We start from the raw sequence: 23,791 nt of genomic DNA, 5'->3' as shown, positions 1-23,791 counted from the left end.
GCTAGATTAGGCTTATGAATCAATCGAACGAGGATAACACGGCCTGGCGGCGCGCGTTGCGGCGTGAAATGGTGGCCCGGCGGGCGACCTTGGACGAGTCGGCGCATGCCGAGTTGTCGGCCCGCATCGTGATGCACCTGCAGGCTGTGCTGGCGGTGCCCAAAGTCGTTGCCTTTTGCTGGCCGATCAAGCACGAGCCGGATGTCCGGGCCATCGTCGCCGGTTGGCGGGAAAGCGGCGCCCAGGCCGCGCTACCGGTCGTAGTCGCCGCGGACGCACCGCTCGCCTTTCGCACCTGGCACGCCGAAACGCCGCTCGAACTCGACCGCTACGGCATTCCGACGCCGACCACCGGCGACTTCGTGCACCCCGACCTGATCCTGTTGCCGCTCAATGGCTTCGATGCGGCTGGCTATCGTCTGGGCTACGGCGGTGGCTACTTCGACCGCACGCTAGCAGTGCTCTCCCCTCGCCCGCTGGCGGTTGGTGTCGGTTTCGAGATCAATCGGCTGGCCAGCATTCGCCCGGAAAGCCACGATCAGCGACTGGACTGGATCGTCACCGAGGCTGGCGCGCTCAGGCCTGTGAACGCCTGAGGCCGGAGAAGCCGAAAGCGAGGAGGACGGAGGTCAGTCCGGCCAGCACTGCCTGGCGCATGTCGTAGAGGCCGGTGCGCAGCGCCAGTTCGATTGTGTAGCCATGATGCAGGGCGAGCAGCAGCGAGCCGATGGCAATCGCCAGCCAGGCGCGGCGCAGGCCGGCTGCCTGATTCCGGCGCAGGAAGAGTTCGATGCTCAGTCCGGCGACCAGGGACTGGGCGATCAGCGCCACGGCCAAGGACCACAGGGTCAGGGTGTAGGGATTCATGCGGCGGCGCAAGCTTTGCTGAAGCGGTCCAGGGCTTCGTCGAGCGTCGCCCGGGCGCAACCGAAGTTGAGGCGCAGCCAGCCCGGGCGCCGAAATCGCCGCCGTCGGAGAGGCCGAGGCCATGTGCTTCGAAGTGAGCTGCCGGGTGGGCCAGGCCGAGTTCGCGCACGTCGATCCAGGCGAGATAGGTCGCCTCGACAGGGCTGGCCTTGACTCCCGGCTGGCCGGCCAGTGTCGCCGCAACCCGGTCGCGGTTGCTGGCCAGGTAGGCGATCAGTTCGCGATGCCAGTCGGCGCAGTCGCGGTAGGCTGCTTCGCAGGCGGCGAGGCCGAGCACATTGACGTGCGGCACGATGCCCTCCATGGCATGCAGGAAGCGGCGGCGCAGCCCGGCATCGGGGATCACCGCAAAGGCGCAGCCGAGGCCGGGGATGTTGTAAGTTTTCGACGGTGCCATCAGCGTGATGCTGCGTTTGGCCGTCGCCGGCGATAGGCTGGCGAAGGGGATGTGCTGCTTGTCGGCGTCGAGGATCAGGCCGCAATGGATTTCGTCGGAGCAGACGACCAGATCGTTGGTCTCGGCGAAAGCGGCGAGATCGAGCAGTTCCTCGCGACTCCAGCAACGGCCGACGGGGTTGTGCGGGTGGCAGAGCAGGAAGAGCCGGGTGGCGTCGCGACAGGCATCGTGCAGCGCCGGCATGTCCCACTGCCAGTGGGCATCACGGCAGGCCAGTTCGACGCGATTCAGCGGCCGCCCCGAAAAGCGCGGCGCGGAAAGGAAAGGTGGATAGATCGGCGTCGCCGTCAGCACCTCGCCATCGACCGCCCGGCAGGCGACGTTCAGGCCAGTGACCAGGCCCGGTAGCCAGACGATCCAGTCGGCTTCGACCGCCCAGTCGTATTCACTTGCAAGGTGAGTGAGTACTGACTCGGTTAGCGCCGGCCAGGGGCCGCCGTAGCCGAACACGCCGTGTCCGATGCGTTGCTGCAACGCGGCGAGCACGGCCGGCGGCGCGGCGAAATCCATGTCCGCGACCCACAGCGGCAGGATGTCGCGACCGGCGTACTTGCCCCACTTGATGGAGTCGGAGTGCTGCCGGTCGGGCGGCGTGTCGAAGCGGCTCAAACCTCGGGGCTCAAACTTCGAGGTGCTGATAGAGGGCGGTGGACAGGTAGCGTTCGCCGAAGGACGGAATGATGACGACGATCAGCTTGCCGGCGTTTTCCGGGCGCTTGGCCAGTTCGAGGGCGGCCCAGGTCGCGGCGCCGGACGAAATGCCGACCAGCAGACCTTCTTCGGTGGCCATGCGGCGGGCGACGGCGAAGGCATCGTCGTTCTTGACGCGGATCACCTCGTCGTAGACCGCAGTGTTCAGCACGCCGGGTACGAAGCCGGCGCCGATGCCCTGGATCGGGTGCGGCCCCTTGGCGCCGCCGGACAGTACCGGCGAAGCATCGGGTTCGACGGCGACGATCTTGACGCCCGGCTTGCGGGCTTTCAGCACTTCGCCGACGCCGGTCACCGTGCCGCCGGTGCCGATCCCGGAGACGAAGATATCGACCTGACCGTCGGTGTCGCGCCAGATTTCCTCGGCCGTGGTACTGCGATGTACTTCCGGATTGGCCGGGTTTTCGAATTGCTGCGGGATGAAATAGCGGGCGTCGGCGGCGGCCAGTTCCTCGGCCTTCTTGATCGCGCCGCCCATGCCGTCCGGCCCCGGGGTCAGGATCAGTTCGGCGCCATAGGCTTTCAACAGCAGCTTGCGTTCGCGGCTCATCGTTTCCGGCATCACGAAGGCGCACTTGATGCCGCGCGCGGCACAGACCATGGCCAGGCCAATCCCCGTATTGCCGGACGTCGGCTCTAGAATCACCGTTTCCGGGCCGATCTTGCCGGCGGCGATGGCGGCGTCGAGCATGGCGACGGCGATGCGGTCCTTGACGCTGTGCCCGGGGTTGAAGAACTCCAGCTTGGCGACGACGGTGGCGCCGGCGCCTTCGGTGACGCGGTTGAGCTTGACCAGCGGCGTGTTGCCGACCAGTTCGGTGACGTTGTTGGCGATTTTCATGAGCGGATCTCCGGAAGCGGGTAACAGCAGTCTAGGCGGCGCGGCCGGCCGGCCAAAGACGGAAAAGGCAAATCCTTATCAGCTTTGGTGATTAACCGAGGAACAGTTTGTAGGCCGGGTTCTGACTTTCGTCCCAGTGCGCGTAGCCGAGGTTCTTCAGGAAATCCTGGAACTGTCCCATCTCGGCCGGCGGCACCTGCATGCCGACCAGCACCCGGCCGTAGTCGGCGCCGTGGTTGCGGTAGTGGAACAGACTGATGTTCCAGCCGGCGCTCATCTGGGTCAGGAAGTTCATCAAGGCGCCCGGCCGCTCGGGGAATTCGAAGCGGTAGAGCAGTTCACTCATGCCGTTCTGGCAGACCTGTGGCGCATGGCCGCCGACCATGTGGCGGATGTGGTTCTTGGCCATCTCGTCGTCGGTCAGGTCGAGCGTCGGGTAGCCGTGCTTCTGCAGGCTGTCGACCAGCTTCAGCGACTCCTCGCGCTTGGCCACCTGGACGCCGACGAAGACGTGCGCTTCGGCCTCGGTGTTGTAGCGGTAATTGAATTCGGTGATGTTGCGCTTGCCGATCAGCGCCAGGAACTTCTTGTAGGCCCCTGGTTTCTCCGGCAGCGTGACGGCAAACACCGCCTCGCGCTGCTCGCCGAACTCGGCGCGCTCGGCGACGAAGCGCAGGCGGTCGAAATTCATGTTGGCGCCGGAGGTCACGGCGATCAGGTTCTTGTCCTTGAGCTTGTGTTGGCGGGCATATTCCTTGGCGCCGGCGACGGCCAGGGCGCCGGCCGGCTCGAGGATGGAGCGGGTGTCCTCGAAGACGTCCTTGATCGCGGCGCAGATGGCGTCGGTATCGACCAGGATGACCTCGTCGAGGTATTCCTTGCACAGGCGGAAGGTTTCCTCGCCGACCAGCTTGACGGCGGTCCCGTCGGCGAACAGCCCGACCTGGTCGAGGCGGACGCGTTTGCCGGCGGCGATCGACTGCTTCATCGCATCGGCGTCGAAGGTCTCGACCCCGATGACCTTGATTTCCGGGCGCAGGCGCTTGATGTAGGCGGCCACCCCGGCGGCCAGCCCGCCGCCGCCGATGGCGCAGAAGATGGCGTGGATCTGGCCGTTGTGACGCGAGTGCTGACGCAGGATTTCCATCGCCACGGTGCCCTGGCCGGCGATTACTTCCGGATCGTCGAAGGGGTGGACGAAGGTCAGTTTCTCGGCTTTTTCCAGTTCCAGGGCGTGGGCGCAGGCTTCGTCGAAGGAGTCACCGAACAGCACGACTTCGCCGCCGCGCCGCCGCACCGCGTCGATCTTGATGCCCGGCGTCGAGGTCGGCATGACGATGACCGCCCGGCAGCCAACCTGGGCCGCCGACAGTGCGACGCCCTGGGCATGGTTGCCGGCCGAGGCGCAGATGACGCCGCGCTTGAGCTTTTCGGCCGACAGGCTGGCGATCTTGTTGTAGGCGCCGCGCAGCTTGAAGGAGAACACCGGCTGCAAATCCTCGCGCTTCAAAATGATCTTGTTGCCGACTCGGGCGGACAGGTTGCCGGCCACTTCGAGCGGCGTTTCGACGGCAACGTCGTAGACCTGGGCGTTGAGAACTTTTTCGAGATAATCCGGATGCATGGCGGGGGCGCTGGGGGCAAAGGGGTGATTCTACGGCCGACGCCGCCAAACGTCACGGCGCATAGGCAAAAGCGCCATTGGCAACGAAACTCGGCGAGCCTTTTCCGGTCTACCTGCCCCGCGTGTTGCGCCGCAATACGCTAAAATTCATCTTTTGACGGACCCCGGCTGCTTCCATGACTGCCCGCCTGCGCGAAATCCCCTACAACTACACTTCGTTTTCCGATCGCGAGATCGTCATCCGGCTGCTCGGCGCCGACAACTGGGCGATTCTCGACGAACTGCGCAGCGAGCGCGTCACCGGCCGCTCGGCCCGCATGCTCTATGAGGTGCTGGGCGATATTTGGGTCGTCCAGCGCAACCCCTATCTTGAAGACGATCTGCTCGACAATCGCGAGCGCCGCGAGGCCCTGGTCAATGCTCTGCGCCATCGCCTGGTCGAAGTGGAAAAGCGCCGCCAGTCGACGGAGAGCGAGGATCCGGAGCGTTCGGCCAAGGTCAAGCGGCTGGTCGAAGCGGCCCAACTGGCCGTCAATCGTTTTTCCGAGCATTTCGGCAAAACCATCGATCTGCGGCGCAAGGTCCTGAAGTATCTCGGCAAGCACACGCGCAAGGACAATATCGCCTTCGATGGCCTGGCTCGTGTCTCGCACGTCACCGACGCCACCGACTGGCGCGTCGAATACCCCTTCGTCGTCCTCCATCCCGATACCGAAGAGGAAATTGGCCACCTCGTGCGCGGTTGCATCGAAGCCGGCCTGACCATCATCCCGCGCGGGGGCGGCACCGGCTACACCGGCGGCGCCGTGCCGCTGACCCGCTACTCGGCAGTGATCAATACCGAAAAGCTGATCGACATCGGTCCGGTCGAGGATCTGGTGCTGACCGGCCACGAAACGCCGTATGCAACGATCCGCACCGGCGCCGGCGTGGTCACCGATCGCGTTTCCGAAGCCGCCTCACTGGCTGGCCGCGTCTTCGCGGTCGACCCGACCTCGGCCAGCGCTTCCTGCATCGGCGGCAACATCGCCATGAATGCTGGTGGCAAGAAGGCCGTATTGTGGGGCACTGCGCTCGACAACCTGGCCTGGTGGAAGATGGTCGATCCGGATGGCAACTGGCTGGAAGTCGAACGGGTCAATCACAACTACGGCAAGATCCACGAGCAGGAAAACGTCGAATTCCGCCTCAAGCGCTTCGATCCGAGCGGCAAGAAACTGCTCGGCGAGGAAGTCCTGACCATGCCCGGTGCGGCCTGCCGCAAGACCGGGCTGGGCAAGGACGTCACCGACAAGTTCCTGGGTGGCGTGCCGGGCGTCCAGAAGGAAGGCACTGACGGCATCATCGTCGCAGCGCGCTGGGTGCTGCATAAGATGCCGCCGGTGACGCGCACCGTCTGTCTCGAATTTTTCGGCCAGGTCCGCGAGGCGGTGCCGGCCATCGTCGAGATCACCGACTACTTCAAGCCGGGCGGTGCCGGCAATGCGGCCGGCGTCCTACTGGCCGGTCTGGAACACCTCGACGAGCGCTACGTCAAGGCCGTCGGCTATGCGACCAAGGCCAAGCGCCATGGCCGGCCGAAGATGGTGCTGATCGGCGATCTCGTCGGCCACGACGAAAAGGCCGTGATGGCCGCCGCCTCCGACGTAGTCCGCATGTGCAATCTGCGCGGCGCCGAGGGCTTCATTGCCGTCGACGGCGAAACCCGCAAAAAATTCTGGCTCGACCGTTCGCGCACCGCCGCCATTTCTCGCCACACCAACGCCTTCAAGGTCAATGAAGACGTGGTCATCCCGCTGCCGCGCATGGGCGACTACTGTGACGGCATCGAGCGCATCAATATCGAATTGTCGACGCAGAACAAGCTCGCCCTGTGCGATGCGCTGAGCGAATTCCTCAAGGGCGAACTGCCGCTGCACCGAGGCGACACGACGCTCGAGACCGACGTGCTGATCGGCGACCGCCGGCAGGCCGCGCTCGATTACGTCGAAGCCGTTCGCCTGCGCTGGGAATGGTTGCTTGACAACCTCGACCTGCCGCTGGCCGAGGCCGAATCGCGTTTCCTGTCCTACGGCGTGCAGGCCGGCGAACTGACCAACCGGGCTGAAAACCCGAGGCTGTTCCACCGCCTGCAGGACTATTCGGTCCGCGTTTCGTGGAAGCAGGAACTGAAGGCACGGCTCTCCAAGATTTTCGACGGCGGCGTCTATCGGCCGATCATCGAACGCATCGAGGCCATTCACAAGGAAGTGCTGCGCGGCCGCGTCTTCGTCGCCCTGCATATGCATGCCGGCGACGGCAATGTGCATACCAACATCCCGGTCAATTCGGATAATTACGAGATGCTGCAGACGGCCAACAAGGCGGTCGCCCGCATCATGCACCTGGCCCGCGGGCTGGACGGAGTGATTTCCGGCGAGCACGGGATCGGTATCACCAAGCTGGAGTTCTTGACCGAAGAGGAAATTGCTCCCTTCCGCGCCTACAAGCTGAAGGTCGATCCCAACAACCATTTCAACAAGGGCAAGCTGATGCCCGGCGGCGATATGGGCAATGCCTACACGCCTTCCTTCAGCCTGCTGGGTACCGAGTCGCTGATCATGGAGCAATCGGAAATCGGCAAGATTTCCGACATGGTCAAGGACTGCCTGCGCTGCGGTAAATGCAAGCCGGTTTGCTCGACCCATGTGCCGCGCGCCAACCTGCTCTACAGCCCGCGTAACAAGATCCTCGCCACTTCGCTGCTGGTCGAGGCCTTCCTTTATGAAGAGCAGACCCGGCGCGGCATTTCGCTGAAGCATTTCGACGAATTCAACGATGTCGCCGACCATTGCACGGTCTGCCACCGCTGCCTGAAGCCCTGCCCGGTCGATATCGATTTCGGCGACGTTTCAGTCGCCATGCGCAACTTCCTGCGCAAACAAGGCAAGAAGCGAACGAGCCCGGGCACTCTGGCGGCAATGACCTATCTGAACCTCAAGGATCCGGCGACCATCAAGCTGATGCGCGGCGTGATGATGGACTTTGGCTTCAAGGCCCAGCGCCTCGCCCACAAGGCGGCCAAGGCGATCGGCCTGGTCCAGGAAACCCGCGCCCACCCGCCGGCCACATTGGGCGCGCCGAGCGTCAAGACGCAGGTCATCCACTTCCTGAATCGGCCGATGCCGGGCAACCTGCCGAAGCGCACCTCGCGCGGCCTGCTCGACATCGAGGACGACAAGGTCATCCCGGTGATCCGCAATCCGCAGAAGACCAGCGAAGAGTCGGATGCCGTCTTCTATTTCCCGGGTTGCGGTTCCGAGCGCCTGTTCTCGCAGGTCGGGTTGGCGACGCAGGCCATGCTCTACGAGATCGGCACCACCACCGTGCTGCCGCCGGGCTACCTGTGCTGCGGCTATCCGCAAAACGCCTCGGGCGATGCCGACAAGGGCCAGAAGATCACCACCGACAACCGCGTGCTCTTCCACCGTGTCGCCAATACGCTGAACTATCTCGACATCAAGACGGTGATCGTCTCCTGCGGCACCTGCATGGATCAGCTGCAGAAATACCAGTTCGAGAAAATCTTCCCGGGCTGTCGCCTGCTCGACATCCACGAGTACCTGATGGAAAAGGGCGTCAAGCTGGAAGGTGTTCAGGGCACCCGCTACATGTACCACGACCCCTGCCACACTCCGATGAAGGCCTATGCCCCGCTCGCCGTGACCAAGGCGCTGATGGGCCAGGAGGTGCCGCTCACCGACCGCTGCTGCGGCGATGCCGGTTCCTTCGCTTACTCGCGCCCGGATATCGCGACCCAGGTCAAGTTCCGCAAGCAGCAGGATATCGAGGAACGGGCTGAGAAACTGCGCGCTGACGGCTTCACCGGCGAGGTCAAGATCCTTACCTCATGCCCGGCTTGTTTGCAGGGACTATCCCGATACGATGACGATGCCGATACCACGGCGGACTACATCGTGGTCGAGATGGCCAAGCATCTGCTCGGCAACAACTGGATGGCTGATTATGTCGGCAAGGCCAACAGCGGCGGTATCGAGCGCGTTTTGCTCTGATTCCGGGCGTTTTTAAGACGCCGACCACGAAAAGCCGCTTTGTTTTGCTCCGGTGGCTTGCAGGAATTGCCCTCCGGTGTAATTCTTGTAAGCCTGTCCGGGGAGATGAACTTGAATAGCGCCAACCATTCGTGTGAGTTGTGCAATACCGCCGGCGGCGAGGTTCTGTGGGACTCTCCGTCGTGCCGGGTGGTGCGCGTCGATGATTTGCATTACCCCGGTTTCTGCCGCGTGATCTGGAATGCCCACGCCCGGGAAATGACCGATCTCGACCCGGGGCAGCAGCAGTACCTGATGTCGGTCGTCTTCGCGGTCGAAGCGACGGTTCGCCGGCTCTTCGTGCCGGACAAGGTCAACCTGGCCAGTTTGGGCAACGTCGTTCCGCACGTCCATTGGCATATCATTCCCCGCTGGCTGGATGACCGGCATTTTCCCGAGCCGATCTGGGGCACCGTTCGCCGCGACGGCCTGGTCGAACGCCCGGTCGTGAGCAGCGAAGAGATGGCGCGCGCCTTGTCCGTTGCGCTGGCAACCGTTGAAACGCCGGAGTGATCATGAACGCCACCCCTAATCCATCGCCGCTCGTGATTTCCGACCTCCTGTCCGGCTCGGATTATCTTGCGAAGCTTTCCCTGGCCAACCCGACGATTGCCGAGCAGCAGCTGATGCATCTGCTCGATGCCTTGCTCAAGAATCCGCCCGATCCTGGGGTTCTGCTGGGTTTGCTCGAGCAGGCGCGGGTGCCGATTTGTTTTGTCGAAGAGGAAATCGCCCGGCGTTATCACAACAAGCCGCTGGTCCTGGCTGACGAGGAGGAGGCCTGCTTTCAGCAGGTAGTGATGGCCTGGCGCAAGATGAGCAAGGCGTATGCCCTGTGCGCGAGTCTTGAACAGCCGGATGTGGACAATCCGAAATATTCTTCCTTGATGGCGACCATCCTGCATCGCTGCCTGTATTACACAGGGATGGTCATTCTCGAGCACTATCATGCCCGCCGCGAGTTGCCGCCGGGGATCTGGCTCGAACTGCATGGCTACTTCGAGACCGCCGAGGAATGGGGAATCGCCTATACACCGGTCGAGGACGCCCTGGAGAACAACCTGCAGGCGACACACTGCGCGGCCGCCTATGTCACTTTGCTGCTGATCGATATCGCCAGCCCCTATAGCAACAGTGTGCGCAATCTGGGTCTGATCCGACGCTGGGCCGCGATGTGGGCGCCGCTGGTTCCGATTCGCAAGCTTGACGACGATTTCGAGATTCCGCCCTATACCGTCGAGTTGATGAAGGATGCTCCGCTACATCCGGCTTCTCAGGTCGAAAGCCCGGGCGGCGACGCCCGGCGGCTCGATACGACGCAACTTGGACTGCAGATCAATCACATGTTGGGTCAGTTGCGCCAGCGCATCACGCCGTCTCAGCTGGGGCTGGGGGAAGAAACCAGCAGTCACGTGATCCAGTTGCTCGAACACCTGCTCCGGCCCTGGACGCAGTCAGTCGCACCCCGCAAATTCCGGCGTTTCACGACAGAAGGGATCGCTCGCGTCGCCATCGGCTTCGAGGCCATGCATTTCTTCATCACGGGTGACTCCTTCGAGCAGCCGGATTCGGCCCAGGCGTATTCGCGGGGGAGTTCGACCAGATATTTACCTTCCGCGAGAGTGCCGATCCCATCCAGACGCTGAACATCCGGCCGCATATCAGCTTTCCGGTTGATGAGTGGTCAGTGATCAATCATTCGGCCAATGGATTTCGGCTAGCGCGCGGCTGTGCTGGACAAAAAATCATGCACGGTCAGCTGATCGCGCTCTGCCCGCATGACGGAGAACATTTCTTACTTGCCCAGGCCGGCTGGCTGATGCAGGAAGAATCCGGCGGCCTGATCGTCGGTGTCGCCACCCTGCCCGGCATGCCGACCGGGATCGGTGTCAGACTTGCCGCCCATAATGCCGGAGTTAGCGACCGCTATGCCCGCGCCTTCCTGTTGCCGCCGGTACCGGCCATCAAGGAGGAAGGATCGCTGGTCTTGCCCTCCGGTCTTTATCAGGCCAGCCGGGTGCTCGAGGTCTTTTCCAATGATGAGACCTGGCAGTTGCGCATGGCGCATGTCGTGCAGCGGGGAACGGATTTCGACCGCATCAGCTACCAGGCGCTTTGACGCATCTTGGGGCGAGAGCCCGGCGAGTGCGCTAAACTAGCGTACTTACCGTGGAGGACATTATGGCTGGCATAGAACGGGATACGCCGATACCGAGCGAAATCAAGCTGCATCAGAAATCCCGCCGGCTCGAGCTGAGCTACGACAACGGCGAAAGCTACATGCTCGACTTCGAGTATCTCCGCGTGTTCACGCCCTCGGCCGAAGCCCGCGGTCACGGCCCGGGTCAGGAAACGCTGCAGACTGGCAAACGCAATGTCGATATCGAACGAATCGAGCCGGTGGGCAGCTACGCAGTGCGCCTGGTCTTTTCCGACGGCCACGACAGCGGTTTGTATTCCTGGGATCTGCTCCATAACCTGGGTAAGCACCACGACGAACTATGGCAGGAATACCTGAATCAGATCGATGCTCAGGGACTTTCGCGCGATATCGATACCTCTTCTCGGCAGAGCGGCGGCAGCTGCGGCCATCATCACTGAAATCATGAAAAACGATACTACCCATTTCGGCTACCAGACCGTCGCCGAGCAGGAAAAAGCGCGCCGGGTCGCCGATGTATTTGATTCCGTGGCCAGTCGCTACGACCTGATGAACGATCTGATGTCGGGCGGCATGCACCGCCTGTGGAAGGCGTTCACCATCCAGCGCAGCGGTGTTCGGGAAGGTTCGCGCGTGCTCGATGTCGCCGGTGGAACTGGCGATCTGTCGCTGGCTTTTGCCAAGAAGGTCGGCAAAAGCGGCCAGGTGTGGCTGACCGATATCAACAACGCAATGCTCGCCCGGGGCCGTGATCGCCTGCTCGACAAGGGCTACATGCTGCCGGTAGCGCAGTGTGACGCCGAGAAACTGCCCTTTCCCGACGACTGGTTCGATTGCGTGACGGTAGCCTTCGGCTTGCGCAACATGACCCATAAGGATGCGGCCATCGCCGAGATGCGTCGCGTGCTGCGTCCCGGCGGGCGCCTGCTGGTTCTCGAGTTTTCGCAGGTCTGGAAGCCCTTGGCACCGCTATATGATTTTTATTCTTTCCAGGTCATTCCGCGGGTAGGCAAACTGGTCACCAATGACGCCGACAGCTATCGCTATCTCTCAGAATCCATCCGCGTTCATCCCGGACAGGAGGAACTGAAGTCGATGATGGAGCAAGTGGGTCTGGAAAAGGTCGAGTATTTCAATCTCGCGCTGGGTGTCGTGGCCTTGCATCGGGGCTACAAGTTCTAATTCCCGCCGGTCGAATGGGTTTCTGAAATGCTCGGCGTCGATAAATTGCTGGTTTCCGCATTGAATCATCTGCTGCAAGCTGAGTCCTGGGCCAGGGAACGTTTACGTCCCCATGCCGGTGCGCAGGTTTCAATCGCCGGCGGACCGCTCCAGCTGAACCTGCGTATCGACGCGCAGGGCTTGTTGGCGGCTGGCAGTTCGTCGGGAATACCCGACGTGAGCGTCACGCTGGCGGCTGATACGCCGGCCCGTTTTCTAATCGATCGCAACAGTCTCTTTTCATCGGTAAAAATTGCCGGAGCAGTCGATATTGCCGAAAGTCTGGCTTTTGTATTCAGGCACCTGCGTTGGGATGCCGAGGCCGATCTGGCCAATCTGGTCGGCGATATTCCGGCCCGTCGCCTGGCACTGTTCGCTGCTCGAGTCGGGAGTCAGGCCCAGGAAAGCGCCAGACGACTGATCGATAACATGGCCGAGTATGCGATCGAAGACTCAACCCTGCTTGCGGCCAAACGGGATGTTGTATCGTTCGGGAAAGCTGTCGACCAGCTGCGCGAAGATCTGGCGCATTTGGAAAAGCGGATCGCCCGCTTGTGAGCGAACCCCCAGTTTGATCCGGACAAAATAAAAAGGGCAGCCCGCGGGCTGCCCTTTTTTGTCCTCGGGAAGAGAGACTTAGTGCGTATGCTTGCGCAGGCGTTGGATCGTTTGCAGCTGAGCAATGGCTTGCGCCAGTTCGGCTTCCGCAGTCGCGTAGTCCATTTCGGCGTTCCGGTTGGCGAGAGCTTCCTCGGCCCGCTTCTTGGCTTCCAGGGCCTTGGCTTCGTCCAGATCGTGAGCACGGATCGCAGTGTCAGCCAACACGGTAATCATGTCGGGCTGGACTTCAAGCATGCCACCGGAGACATACACCAGTTCAAACTCGCTTTGACCCAGCACCTTCAGACGAATGGTTCCCGGCTTGATGCGCGTCAGCAGCGGCGTGTGCCGCGGCAGAATTCCGAGTTCCCCGGATTCTCCGGGAAATACGGCGAGTTCGACCACGCCCGAAAAGATCGACTCTTCGGCGCTGACGACATCACAATGAACAGAAATTGCCATGAATGGCTCCTTTGCTGGAGACGCTAATTACAGCGTCTTGGCCTTTTCGATGACTTCCTCGATACCGCCGACCATGTAGAACGCTTGTTCCGGCAGGTGATCGTATTCGCCAGCGCAAATGCCCTTGAAGCCCTTGATCGTTTCCTTGAGAGAAACGAACTTGCCCGGCGAACCGGTAAAGACTTCAGCAACGTGGAAAGGCTGCGACAGGAAACGCTGAATCTTACGGGCACGGGACACGGCAAGCTTGTCTTCCGGCGACAGTTCGTCCATACCCAGAATCGCGATGATGTCGCGCAGTTCCTTGTAGCGCTGCAGGTTCATCTGCACGGCACGGGCAACGGCGTAGTGTTCTTCACCGACGACCTGCGGATCGAGCTGGCGGGAGGTGGAGTCGAGCGGATCGACGGCCGGGTAGATGCCCAGCGAGGCGATGTCACGCGACAGCACGACCGTGGAGTCCAGGTGCAGGAAGGTGGTAGCCGGGGACGGGTCGGTCAAGTCATCGGCAGGCACGTAAACGGCCTGGATGGAGGTGATCGAGCCAACCTTGGTCGAGGTGATACGCTCTTGCAGACGGCCCATTTCTTCAGCCAGCGTCGGCTGATAGCCCACGGCGGAAGGCATACGGCCGAGCAGTGCGGACACTTCGGTACCGGCCAGGGTGTAGCGGTAGATGTTGTCGACGAAGAACAGAATGTCGCGGCCATCGTCACGGAAACGCTCGGCCATGGTCAGACCGGTCAGCGCGACGCGCAGACGGTTGCCCGGCGGCTCGTTCATCTGACCGAACACCATCGCGACCTTGTCGAGAACGTTGGAGTCCTTCATTTCGTGATAGAAGTCGTTACCTTCGCGGGTACGCTCACCCACACCGGCGAACACGGACAAGCCCGAGTGCTGCTTGGCGATGTTGTTGATCAACTCCATCATGTTGACGGTTTTGCCGACGCCGGCGCCACCGAACAGACCGACTTTGCCGCCCTTGGCGAACGGGCAGATCAGGTCGATAACCTTGATGCCGGTTTCGAGCAGATCGACGGAAGACGACAGTTCGTCGAACTTCGGTGCGGCTGCGTGAATTTCGCGCAGTTCGTTGCTGTCGATCGGACCGGCTTCGTCGATCGGGCGACCCAGCACGTCCATGATGCGGCCGAGGGTGCCCATACCGACCGGCACGGAAATCGCGGCGCCGGTGTTGTTGACCTTCATACCACGACGTAGACCGTCGGAAGAACCCATGGCGATGGTGCGAACCACGCCGTCACCCAGCTGCTGCTGTACTTCGAAAGTGAGGCCGTCTTCCGCCATGCCGTTTGCTTCAGAAGCATCGAGCTTGAGGGCGTCGTAGACCTTCGGCATCGCGTCGCGCGGGAAGTGGATGTCCACAACGGCGCCGATGCACTGAACGATTGAACCTTGACTCATATTCAAATCCCCAAAAATAAAAATCTACGCGTCACACCGCGGCGGCGCCGCTGACGATTTCCGAGAGTTCCTTGGTAATCGCAGCCTGACGGGCCTTGTTGTAAACCAGCTTCAAGTCACCGATGACGGTCTTGGCATTGTCGGAAGCCGACTTCATGGCAACCATCCGAGCCGATTGCTCGGAAGCCATGTTTTCAGCGACAGCCTGATAAATCAGGGCTTCGACGTAACGGATCAGCAGATCGTCGATAACCGCTTTGGCTTCCGGCTCGTAGACATAGTCCCATTTCGTCTTTGACGAACCGACTTCGTCACCGGACAACGGGAGCAGTTGCTCGAACACCGGCTCCTGCTTCATCGTGTTGATGAAGCGGTTGTAGCCAATGTACAGCGCGTCGATCTCGCCCTTCATGTAGGCGTCGAGCTGGACCTTGACCGGGCCGATCAGCTTTTCCAGGTGCGGGGTGTCGCCGAGACCGGTCACATGCGACACGATCTTGGCTCCGGCACGTTGCATGAAGCCGAAGCCCTTGTTGCCGATGCAGGTTGCCTGAAACTTTTTGCCCTGAGCTTCAAACTCCTTCATCTTGCTAACCACAAGACGGAGGAGGTTTGAATTCAGACCGCCGCACAGACCCTTGTCAGAGGTGATCAGGACCAGGCCGATATTGGCCTGTTCGCGATTCACCAGAAACGGGTGCCGGTACTCGGTCAGGGCATGAGACAGGTTGCCTGCAACGCGCCGGATCTTCTCGCCGTAGGGGCGGGCAGCCCGCATCCGGTCCTGCGCCTTGCGCATTTTGGATGCGGCCACCATCTCCATGGCCTTGGTGATCTTGCGCGTATTTTCGACGCTCTTGATCTTGTTGCGAATTTCCTTGCCGCTAGCCATGCAATTCTCCTAGCTATCAGGCCCAGCTACTCTTGAAGGCAACGATACCGGCGACGAGTTGCTTTTCGGAATCGGCGTTCAGGTCAGCGGTGGACTCCATGGTGTTCATGAGGTCGGCACAGTTGGCCTTCAGATAGCCGATCATGGCCTTTTCGCAGTCGAGCGCACGCTTGACTTCGACATCGTCGAAATAGCCCTTGTCAGCTGCGTACAGCGTGACGGCCATTTCGGAGATGCTCATCGGCGAGTACTGGGCCTGCTTCATCAGTTCGGTAACCAGACGGCCGCGCTCGAGCTGCTTGCGGGTCGCTTCGTCGAGGTCGGAAGCAAACTGCGCGAAGGCAGCCAGTTCGCGATACTGTGCCAGGGCCAGACGGACACCGCCGCCGAGCTTCTTGATGATCTTGGTCTGGGCTGCACCACCGACGCGGGACACCGAGATACCGGCGTTGATGGCGGGGCGGATACCAGCGTTGAAAAGGTCGGTTTCCAGGAAGATCTGGCCGTCAGTAATCGAAATGACGTTGGTCGGAACGAAGGCGGAAACGTCACCGGCTTGCGTTTCGATGACCGGCAGGGCGGTCAGCGAACCGGTCTTGCCCTTGATCGTGCCATTGCTGAGCTTCTCGACCCAGGCTTCGGAAACGCGAGCGGCGCGCTCCAGCAGACGGGAGTGGAGATAGAACACGTCGCCCGGGTAGGCTTCACGGCCCGGCGGACGGCGCAGCAGCAGGGAAACCTGACGGTAGGCCCAGGCTTGCTTGGTCAAGTCGTCATAAATGATCAGGGCGTCTTCACCACGGTCGCGGAAGTATTCGCCCATCGTGCAGCCGGCGTACGGTGCGATGAATTGCAGCGCAGCGGATTCGGAGGCGGTAGCGGCGACGATGATGGTGTAGGCCAGGGCGCCGTGCTCTTCGAGCTTGCGCACGACGTTGGCAACGGTGGAAGCCTTCTGGCCGACGGCGACGTAGATACACTTAACGCCGGTGCCCTTCTGGTTGATGATGGCGTCGACAGCGACGGCGGTCTTGCCGGTCTGACGGTCGCCAATGATCAGTTCGCGCTGGCCGCGACCGACTGGAACCATGGCATCGATAGCCTTCAGGCCGGTTTGTACCGGCTGCGACACCGACTTACGCCAAATAACGCCCGGAGCGACCTTTTCGATCTTGTCGCTTTGCTTGTTATTGAGCGGGCCCTTGCCGTCGATCGGCTGACCGAGGGAATTGACCACACGGCCGAGCAGTTCTTCGCCGACCGGCACTTCCAGAATGCGACCGGTCGTCTTGACGACGTCGCCTTCGGAAATGTGTTCGTAAGCACCAAGAACCACAGCGCCGACGGAATCACGCTCGAGGTTGAGCGCCATGCCGAAGGTATTGCCGGGGAATTCCAGCATTTCGCCCTGCATAACGTCTTGCAGGCCGTGCACACGACAGATACCGTCAGTAACGGAAACCACCGTGCCCTGCGTGCGCACTTCCGATGCGCCTTGCAGGTTCTGGATCTTGCTCTTGATCAGTTCAGAAATTTCGGAAGGATTCAACTGCATGAAATTCTCCTAGTTGTTCAGCGCCGTAGCCATGGCGTCGAGCTTGCCGCGGACTGAAGCATCCAGCATCTGGTCGCCAACGATTACCTTGATGCCACCAATCAGTGCGGAATCAACCGACACCGAGGTTTCGAGCTTGGTCTTGAAGACGGCTTCGAGTTGGGGCACCAGGGCTTTCACCTGGTTGTCATCGATCGGGAAGGCCGAAATGATTTCAGCCTGCTTGGTGCCTTCCTCGCTACGCTTGTAACTTTCGTACAAAGCGCCGATTTCCGGCAGCAGCCCCAGACGGTCGTTATTGGACAGCAGCTGGATGAAGTTCGCCAGCTCCGTATCTACCGCCGTACCGCAGGCAGACCGGAAGAGGTCGACCAGTTGCGGGGCCGCCACATTGGGATCACCGACAGCCGAGCGGACTTCGGGATTGGCAGCCACCCGGGCGAGCGATGCGACCGGCTCGGCCCACTTGGCCAGATTGCCGCTTTCCTTGGCCGCGCGAAACAGGGCTTCGGCGTAAGGACGGGCGATAGTGACGGATTCAGCCATTGCTTACAGGTCCTGTTTCAGGGCGACCAGCATGTCAGCATGCGCGGACGCGTTGATTTCCTTGCGCAGGATCTTCTCGGCACCAGCCACTGCCAGTTCGGCGACGCGCTCACGCAATTGCTGGCGGGCACGTTCGACTTCCTGGTCGATCTCGGCTTGGGCGCTGGTAACGATCTTGTCGTGCTCGACCTTGGCAGTGCCTTTGGCCTCTTCGACGATCTGTTGCGCACGCTTTTCGGCTTGGGCGACGAGTTCGGCGGCCTTGCCTTTGGCTTCCCGCAGGGCGTCGGCGGAACGTTTGGCAGCGAGCTCCTGCTCGTTTTTGCCACGTTCGGCTGCAGCCAGGCCATCAGCGATCTGGGCTTGCCGGTCTGCCATCGCTTTTTGGAGCGGCGGCCAGACGTACTTCATCGTGATCCAGATGAAGAGTGCAAACCAGATTGCCTGGCCAATCAGTGTAGCGTTGATATTCACGCTAACCTCCTGGTTATATGGGTTTCAGGGGTGTGCGGGTGATTACTTCAGCAGAGCCAGGAACGGATTTGCGAAGAGCAGGAACAGGGCGATACCAACACCGATCATGGTCACAGCGTCGAGCAGACCGGCGACGATGAACAGCTTGACTTGCAGCGTGGGGATCAGTTCCGGCTGGCGGGCAGCGCCTTCCAGGAAACGGCCACCCAGGATACCGAAGCCGATGGCGGTACCGAGAGCGCCGGCGCCGATCAGGATGGCTACAGCGATAGCGGTGTTGGAGAGAACGGTTGCGAGTTCCATGTTTACTCCTAAGTAAGGTTGGTTATTGCGGGGTTAAAGTAAAAACTACTGAAAAACGGGTACGAATCAGTGCGATTCTGCGGCCATCGACATGTACACGATGGTCAGCATCATGAACACGAAGGCTTGCAGGGTAATGATCAGAATGTGGAACAGTTCCCAAGGCAAGGCCAGTGGCAACTGATAGAGACCGAGCAGGGCGATCAGGATGAAAACCATTTCGCCGGCGTACATGTTGCCGAAGAGACGCAGAGATAACGAGATCGGCCTGGCGATTTCCTCAACGATACGGAACAGGAGGTTGATCGGGGCGAGTTTGAGACCAAACGGGACCGCGAACACTTCGTGCATAAAGTGACCGAAACCTTTTACCTTCAAGCCCATGAAGACCGAGATAAGGAATACGGTGAGCGACATGGCAAACGTCAGGTTGGGGTCGGTAGTCGGCACGAACTTGAAGGGTAATTCATGATTGCCGGTTGCTGCCTGGAGTGCTACGGGGAGGAAGTCCACCGGAATCAAGTCCATGGCATTCATGACGAACACCCAGACGAAAATGGTGATGGCCAGAGGTGTTACCAGAGCGCTCTTGCCGTGGAAGGTGTCGCGCACCTGCTGATCGACGATGCCAACCACCATTTCGACGAAGTTCTGGGCGCCGGACGGGATGCCCGCCGTTGCCTTGCTGGCCAGCATGGCCATGAGGCCGAAAACCACCAGCCCCAGAATGCCGGAAACCAGCAGGGTATCGAGGTGGAAACTCCAGAACCCGGTACACACCCCATCGACTTTGGCGCTGTCTGCACAGACAACGAGATTGGTCAGGTGGTGTTGAATGTAACCAGCGGTGCCGCCTTCTGCGCTCATGTTTTCTCCAGTCAGCCTAGCGTTGCTTCAGCAGTGCCATCCAGTAGATGACGAAGGTTGATGCGTATCCAAGAAAGAGCGGTAGAACCGCCACTCCCTTGTACCCTATAAACACCAGCGCAAACCCGACGAGAGTCAGAACGAATTTTAACCCTTCGCCAGAGGCTTGCGCCCGATAAACTTTGATCGGGTTGGTCCCCGAACCCATGCGCAAAGCTCTCAGGACATACCCGAGATTGGCGATGATTCCGATTGATCCCCCGATCAGAACAGAGACTGCCGCTGTTGCACCGACAAACAGGATGGCGATGATCGCCAATACAATTGTCAATGCCGCTTGCCGGCTGAGTATCCAGCTTACTTGCGGGTGCAAGGCATGCCTCGTTCAGAAACCTTGCGAGTGTATCGGAGTCTTGTAGAAGAGTCAATTTCCGCAGCGCACAAATTGAGGGTTTTCCCGCATGGGCAGGGGATTCTGAATAGAGACATCGATTACACGCGCAGCCGGGAAATCAGGCCATCCAGTTGCTCGAGGCTGGAGAATTCGATCGTCACTTTGCCCGCCCCTTTCTTGTTGGATCGAATGGCGACACCGGCGCCCAGTCCATCTGACAGTTCTTCCTGCAAACGCAGCAAATCGCGATCGATGGTCTTTTCCGCGGCTTTCTTGGGCGGGTTCAAGAGTTGCTGCACCAGGCGCTCGGTCTCGCGGACCGAGAGGTCTTTCTGGATGATGCGCTGTGCAAGGCCGACCTGCTGGCCGCTGGAGATCGGCAGCAAGGCGCGGGCATGACCCATGTCGAGCTGGCCGGACATCAGCATTTCCTGGACCGGAGCGGTCAATTGAAGGAGGCGCAGCAGATTGCTTGCCGCCGGCCGTGAGCGGCCCACAGCGTCGGCGGCTTGCTGGTGGGTGAGGCCGAATTCGTCGATCAGGCGTTGCAGGCCCTGGGCTTCTTCCAGCGGATTGAGGTTTTCGCGCTGGATGTTTTCGATCAGCGCCATGGCCAGCGCCTGTTCGTCGGGAATGCTGCGGATCAGGACCGGGACTTCGGCCAGTCCGGCCAGTTGCGAGGCGCGCCAGCGGCGCTCGCCGGCGACGATTTCATAACGTTCGGCACCCGGCGTGCTATCGACGGCGCGGACCAGGATTGGCTGCATCACGCCCTGCGACTTGATCGATGCTGCCAGTTCGGCCAACGAGGCTTCGTCCATGTGGGTGCGCGGCTGGTACTTGCCGGGGCGCAGGCGTTCGACCGGCAGATTGCGCTGATCGTCGCCGTGCGGTTTGTCGTTGCCCGAAAGCAGCGCATCGAGGCCGCGGCCGAGTCCTTTCATCTTGATCATGGGGCGACCCTTTCGAGAATTTCCCTGGCAAGCGCGCTGTAGGCCTGCGCACCTTTCGAGTTCTTGTCAAAGGCGATGACCGGTTTGCCATAGGATGGCGCTTCGGCCAGCCGGACATTGCGCGGCACGATGGTCTTGTAGACCTTATTGCCGAAATGGCTTTCCAGTTCGCTGGAGACCTGCTGGGTCAGCGTGCTTTGCGGGTTGTACATGGTGCGCAGCAGGCCTTCGATTTCGAGCCGCGAATTCAGGTGGTGGCGTACCTTGCGCAGCGTTTCGACGAGATCGGACAGGCCTTCCAGGGCGTAGTACTCACACTGCATCGGGATCAGCACCGAATCGGCGGCGACCAGTGCATTGACGGTCAGCATGTTGAGGGCCGGCGGGCAGTCGATGAGCACGAAGTCGTATTCGGCGTGGTTTTGTTGCAGAGCGTGCTTCAGGCGGTATTCGCGCTGGTCGAGCTCGATCAGCTCGACCTCGGCGCCGGCCAGTTCGCGGTTGGCGGGCAGGATGTCGAAGGCGAAGTCCGTCTTGATGCAGACTTCGAGCAGCGACGCGGCGCCGATCAGCAACTGGTAAACGGTGGGCAGGGCTTCCTTCTTGGTAATGCCGGCGCCGGTGGTGGCGTTGCCCTGCGGATCCATGTCGATCAACAGCACGCGCTGGCCCTCGGCGCCCAGCGAGGCGGCCAGATTGACCGCCGTCGTCGTCTTGCCGACGCCGCCCTTCTGGTTGGTTATGGCGAGTACTTTCATGACCCGGCTTTCAGAATGATCAAATGTCGTTCGGCATCCAGCCCCGGCACGGCGAGCGGAATGATCGCTTCCACCGCGATGTCGGCCGGCAGGGCCTGGAGTTCGTCGTCGGGACGCACCCCCTTCATGGCCAGCCAGCGGCCGCCAGGGGCTAGCAGGTGGCGGGTCAGGCTGATGAAGAGGCCGATTTCGGCGAAGGCGCGCGAGCTGATCTGGGCGTACTGACCGCTCATTTCCTCGACCCGCGCGTGGTGGGCGGTAACGTTCTTGAGGCCGAGTTCGATCGCCGCCTGTTGCAGGAAAGTTGCCTTCTTCTGCACGGTATCGACCATGCTGACCGACAACTCGGGGCGGGCGATGGCCAGTGGAATGCCGGGCAGGCCGCCGCCACTGCCGACATCGAGAAGCGGGCCGCTGCCGACGTGGGGCAGGATGGCCAGCGAATCAAGCAAGTGGTGCGAGATAGCCTGTGCCGGATCGCGCAGGGCGGTCAGGTTATAGGTCCTGTTCCATTTGAGCAGCAGGTCGCGGAAGGCGAGCAACTGGTGCTGCGCCGCTTCGGGAAGCGCGATGCCGAGTTCGGCCAGACCGGCCGCGAGGCTGGTCGCGCTCATGCCGCCTGCGACAGGTTGAAACGTTTCAGATGGATCAGCAGCAGCGAAATCGCCGCCGGTGTGATGCCCTGGATGCGCGACGCCTGGCCGATGGTCTGCGGCTTGTGCTGGGCCAGCTTCTGCCTGACCTCGTTGGAGAGGCCGGCTACGGTCGAGTAGTCGAGATCGGCCGGCAGCACCGTGTTCTCGTAGGAACCGGAACGGGCGACTTCCTCGGCCTGGCGGTCGATGTAGCCTTGGTACTTGGCGGAGATTTCCAGTTGCTCGACGACCAGCGGGTCGCTCTGTGCCTCGCCGGCGCCGGGCAGACTGAGCAGCGAAGCGTACGACACCTCGGGGCGGCGCAGCAGTTCGAAGAGGTTGTATTCGTGATCGATGGCCTTGCCGAGAACGCGAATGCAGTCTTCGGCTGGTGTGATCTTGGGATTGACCCAGGTCGCCTTCAGGCGTTCCTGCTCGGCGGCGATGGCGTCGCGCTTGCGGCAGAAGGCGTTCCAGCGCACGTCGTCGACCAGGCCGAGTGCGCGGCCCTGTTCGGTCAGGCGCAGGTCGGCATTGTCTTCGCGCAGGGAGAGGCGGTACTCGGCGCGGCTGGTGAACATCCGATAGGGGTCGGAGACGCCGCGCGTGATCAGATCGTCGACCAGTACGCCGAGATAGGCCTCGTTGCGTTTCGGGCACCAGCCCGCTTCGCCGCGCACGTAACGCACGGCATTGATGCCGGCGAGCAGGCCCTGCGCCGCGGCTTCTTCGTAACCAGTCGTGCCGTTGATCTGGCCGGCGAAGAACAGGCCGGCGATCGCCTTGCTTTCCAGCGTGTCCTTGAGGCCGCGCGGATCGTAGAAATCGTATTCGATGGCGTAGCCGGGACGCAGGATGTGACAGTTTTCCAGACCGCGGATCGAACGCACCAGTGCCAGCTGGATGTCGAAGGGCAGGCTGGTGGACACGCCGTTCGGATAGATCTCATGCGTGGTCAAGCCCTCTGGTTCGAGGAAGACGTTGTGCTGGTTCTTGTCGGCGAAGCGGTGGATCTTGTCCTCGATCGACGGGCAGTAGCGCGGCCCGACGCCTTCAATGACGCCGGTGTACATCGGCGAGCGGTCCAGCCCGCTGCGGATGATGTCGTGAGTACGCTCGTTGGTCTCGGTGATCCAGCACGGCAACTGCTTCGGATGCAGGGCCGCACTGCCGAGGAAGGAGAAGACCGGCAGCGGGTTGTCCGAATGCTGTTCTTCCATCACCGAGAAGTCGATGGTCTTGCCGTCGAGGCGCGGCGGCGTGCCGGTCTTCAGGCGGCCCTGCGGCAGCTGCAGTTCCTTGAGGCGGGCGGCCAGCGACACCGAGGGCGGATCGCCCATGCGGCCACCGGTGTAGTTTTCCAGGCCGACGTGGATCTTGCCGTTAAGGAAGGTGCCGGCGGTCAGTACGACCGCCTCGGCCATGAAGCGGATTCCCAACTGCGTGACGGCGCCGGCGACGCGCTCGCCCTCGACGATCAGGTCGTCGCAGGCTTCGGCGAAAATGGTCAGGTTGGGCTGATTTTCCAGCCGGGAACGGATAGCCTGCTTGTAGAGCACGCGGTCGGCCTGGGCGCGGGTGGCGCGGACAGCCGGGCCTTTCGAGGCATTGAGGATGCGGAACTGGATGCCGGCTTCGTCGGTCGCCGCCGCCATCGCTCCGCCCAGGGCATCGACCTCGCGCACCAGATGTCCCTTGCCGATGCCGCCGATCGAAGGATTGCAGCTCATCGCGCCCAGCGTGTCGAGGTTGTGGGTCAGCAGCAACGTGTTCGCACCCGCCCGCGCCGCGGCCAGCGCGGCTTCGGTGCCGGCATGACCGCCGCCGACAACGATGACATCGAAACGGGTGGGATAGAGCATGGGAAAGTGGGATGTTGCGGCGCAGTATC

The 23,791-nt window shown here is 61.5% G+C and carries 24 protein-coding genes and 1 pseudogene; 8 read left to right on the top strand and 17 right to left on the bottom strand.

All coding sequences use genetic code 11. The features are described 5' to 3' along the window. The first annotated feature begins 14 nt into the window (after positions 1-14). Positions 15-596, top strand: coding sequence for a 5-formyltetrahydrofolate cyclo-ligase (locus NQE15_RS23405; protein WP_265945282.1), 582 nt, complete (start codon positions 15-17; stop codon positions 594-596). On the opposite strand, the gene NQE15_RS23400 is transcribed toward NQE15_RS23405, so the two are convergent. The 4 genes and pseudogenes from NQE15_RS23400 to ilvA form a co-directional block, all read right to left on the bottom strand. Then, on the bottom strand, positions 577-867 hold the full coding sequence (locus NQE15_RS23400; RefSeq protein WP_265945280.1) for a hypothetical protein: 291 nt from the start codon (positions 865-867) through the stop codon (positions 577-579). The genes NQE15_RS23405 and NQE15_RS23400 overlap by 20 nt on opposite strands. Beyond that, positions 864-1,993, bottom strand: a pseudogene (locus tag NQE15_RS23395) (MalY/PatB family protein). Before NQE15_RS23395 ends, NQE15_RS23400 begins: the two are co-directional and overlap by 4 nt. A gap of 10 nt (positions 1,994-2,003) precedes the next feature. Next, complete coding sequence (cysK, locus tag NQE15_RS23390) at positions 2,004-2,936, bottom strand: cysteine synthase A (RefSeq protein ID WP_265945278.1); 933 nt, start codon at positions 2,934-2,936, stop codon at positions 2,004-2,006. Between the two features lie 91 nt (positions 2,937-3,027). Next, positions 3,028-4,560 (bottom strand): threonine ammonia-lyase, biosynthetic, encoded by a 1,533-nt coding sequence (gene ilvA / locus NQE15_RS23385; RefSeq protein ID WP_265945276.1) that lies wholly within the window; start codon positions 4,558-4,560, stop codon positions 3,028-3,030. Between the two features lie 176 nt (positions 4,561-4,736). On the opposite strand from ilvA, the gene NQE15_RS23380 reads away from it, so the two are divergent. The 7 genes from NQE15_RS23380 (at position 4,737) to NQE15_RS23350 (ending at position 12,591) form a co-directional block, all read left to right on the top strand. Continuing rightward, entirely contained in the window at positions 4,737-8,612 is a 3,876-nt protein-coding gene (locus tag NQE15_RS23380; RefSeq protein WP_265945274.1) for a DUF3683 domain-containing protein, read from the top strand. A gap of 111 nt (positions 8,613-8,723) precedes the next feature. Continuing rightward, complete coding sequence (locus NQE15_RS23375) at positions 8,724-9,164, top strand: HIT family protein (protein ID WP_265945272.1); 441 nt, start codon at positions 8,724-8,726, stop codon at positions 9,162-9,164. Positions 9,165-9,166: 2 nt separating this feature from the next. Next, on the top strand, positions 9,167-10,297 hold the full coding sequence (locus NQE15_RS23370; protein WP_265945270.1) for a hypothetical protein: 1,131 nt from the start codon (positions 9,167-9,169) through the stop codon (positions 10,295-10,297). Between the two features lie 101 nt (positions 10,298-10,398). Then, positions 10,399-10,770 (top strand): hypothetical protein, encoded by a 372-nt coding sequence (locus tag NQE15_RS23365; RefSeq protein ID WP_265945268.1) that lies wholly within the window; start codon positions 10,399-10,401, stop codon positions 10,768-10,770. 62 nt (positions 10,771-10,832) lie between these two features. Then, positions 10,833-11,252 carry a DUF971 domain-containing protein gene (locus NQE15_RS23360; protein WP_265945266.1) on the top strand — a complete coding sequence of 140 codons (420 nt, stop codon included), beginning with the start codon at positions 10,833-10,835 and terminating at the stop codon, positions 11,250-11,252. Between the two features lie 4 nt (positions 11,253-11,256). Further along, a complete protein-coding gene (gene ubiE / locus NQE15_RS23355; RefSeq protein WP_265945264.1) occupies positions 11,257-11,994 on the top strand; it encodes a bifunctional demethylmenaquinone methyltransferase/2-methoxy-6-polyprenyl-1,4-benzoquinol methylase UbiE in 738 nt (245 codons plus the stop codon). Between the two features lie 27 nt (positions 11,995-12,021). Continuing rightward, positions 12,022-12,591: a ubiquinone biosynthesis accessory factor UbiJ gene (locus tag NQE15_RS23350; RefSeq protein ID WP_265945262.1), complete on the top strand. Its 570-nt coding sequence runs from the start codon at positions 12,022-12,024 to the stop codon at positions 12,589-12,591. 78 nt (positions 12,592-12,669) lie between these two features. On the opposite strand, the gene NQE15_RS23345 is transcribed toward NQE15_RS23350, so the two are convergent. From NQE15_RS23345 to mnmG, 13 genes are all read right to left on the bottom strand, one after another. After that, complete coding sequence (locus tag NQE15_RS23345; protein WP_265945260.1) at positions 12,670-13,095, bottom strand: F0F1 ATP synthase subunit epsilon; 426 nt, start codon at positions 13,093-13,095, stop codon at positions 12,670-12,672. Between the two features lie 27 nt (positions 13,096-13,122). Then, positions 13,123-14,523, bottom strand: coding sequence for a F0F1 ATP synthase subunit beta (gene atpD, locus NQE15_RS23340; protein ID WP_265945258.1), 1,401 nt, complete (start codon positions 14,521-14,523; stop codon positions 13,123-13,125). Between the two features lie 31 nt (positions 14,524-14,554). Then, complete coding sequence (gene atpG / locus NQE15_RS23335; protein ID WP_265945256.1) at positions 14,555-15,415, bottom strand: F0F1 ATP synthase subunit gamma; 861 nt, start codon at positions 15,413-15,415, stop codon at positions 14,555-14,557. Positions 15,416-15,431: 16 nt separating this feature from the next. Beyond that, positions 15,432-16,970 (bottom strand): F0F1 ATP synthase subunit alpha, encoded by a 1,539-nt coding sequence (gene atpA / locus NQE15_RS23330; RefSeq protein WP_265945254.1) that lies wholly within the window; start codon positions 16,968-16,970, stop codon positions 15,432-15,434. A gap of 9 nt (positions 16,971-16,979) precedes the next feature. Next, the gene (locus NQE15_RS23325; protein WP_265945252.1) at positions 16,980-17,516 is read right to left on the bottom strand and encodes a F0F1 ATP synthase subunit delta; all 537 of its coding nucleotides are present in this window, start codon (positions 17,514-17,516) and stop codon (positions 16,980-16,982) included. Between the two features lie 3 nt (positions 17,517-17,519). After that, complete coding sequence (locus tag NQE15_RS23320) at positions 17,520-17,990, bottom strand: F0F1 ATP synthase subunit B (protein WP_265945250.1); 471 nt, start codon at positions 17,988-17,990, stop codon at positions 17,520-17,522. Positions 17,991-18,032: 42 nt separating this feature from the next. After that, entirely contained in the window at positions 18,033-18,293 is a 261-nt protein-coding gene (atpE, locus tag NQE15_RS23315) for a F0F1 ATP synthase subunit C (RefSeq protein ID WP_265945248.1), read from the bottom strand. Between the two features lie 66 nt (positions 18,294-18,359). Next, positions 18,360-19,160: a F0F1 ATP synthase subunit A gene (gene atpB, locus NQE15_RS23310; protein WP_265945246.1), complete on the bottom strand. Its 801-nt coding sequence runs from the start codon at positions 19,158-19,160 to the stop codon at positions 18,360-18,362. Between the two features lie 16 nt (positions 19,161-19,176). After that, the gene (locus tag NQE15_RS23305) at positions 19,177-19,533 is read right to left on the bottom strand and encodes an ATP synthase subunit I (RefSeq protein WP_265945244.1); all 357 of its coding nucleotides are present in this window, start codon (positions 19,531-19,533) and stop codon (positions 19,177-19,179) included. 119 nt (positions 19,534-19,652) lie between these two features. Continuing rightward, the gene (locus NQE15_RS23300) at positions 19,653-20,507 is read right to left on the bottom strand and encodes a ParB/RepB/Spo0J family partition protein (protein WP_265945241.1); all 855 of its coding nucleotides are present in this window, start codon (positions 20,505-20,507) and stop codon (positions 19,653-19,655) included. Beyond that, positions 20,504-21,265, bottom strand: coding sequence for a ParA family protein (locus tag NQE15_RS23295; protein WP_265945239.1), 762 nt, complete (start codon positions 21,263-21,265; stop codon positions 20,504-20,506). The genes NQE15_RS23300 and NQE15_RS23295 overlap by 4 nt, the downstream gene beginning before the upstream one ends. Continuing rightward, positions 21,262-21,879 carry a 16S rRNA (guanine(527)-N(7))-methyltransferase RsmG gene (gene rsmG, locus NQE15_RS23290; RefSeq protein WP_265945237.1) on the bottom strand — a complete coding sequence of 206 codons (618 nt, stop codon included), beginning with the start codon at positions 21,877-21,879 and terminating at the stop codon, positions 21,262-21,264. The genes NQE15_RS23295 and rsmG overlap by 4 nt, the downstream gene beginning before the upstream one ends. Next, positions 21,876-23,762 (bottom strand): tRNA uridine-5-carboxymethylaminomethyl(34) synthesis enzyme MnmG, encoded by a 1,887-nt coding sequence (gene mnmG / locus NQE15_RS23285; RefSeq protein WP_265945235.1) that lies wholly within the window; start codon positions 23,760-23,762, stop codon positions 21,876-21,878. The genes rsmG and mnmG overlap by 4 nt, the downstream gene beginning before the upstream one ends. Between the last annotated feature and the right edge of the window lie 29 nt (positions 23,763-23,791).

Source organism: Dechloromonas sp. A34, from assembly GCF_026261605.1.
In the GTDB taxonomy this organism is placed as follows: Bacteria; Pseudomonadota; Gammaproteobacteria; order Burkholderiales; family Rhodocyclaceae; genus Azonexus.
Note: the sequence above shows the minus strand (reverse complement) of the source record. Positions and strands in the feature narration are given on the sequence as shown.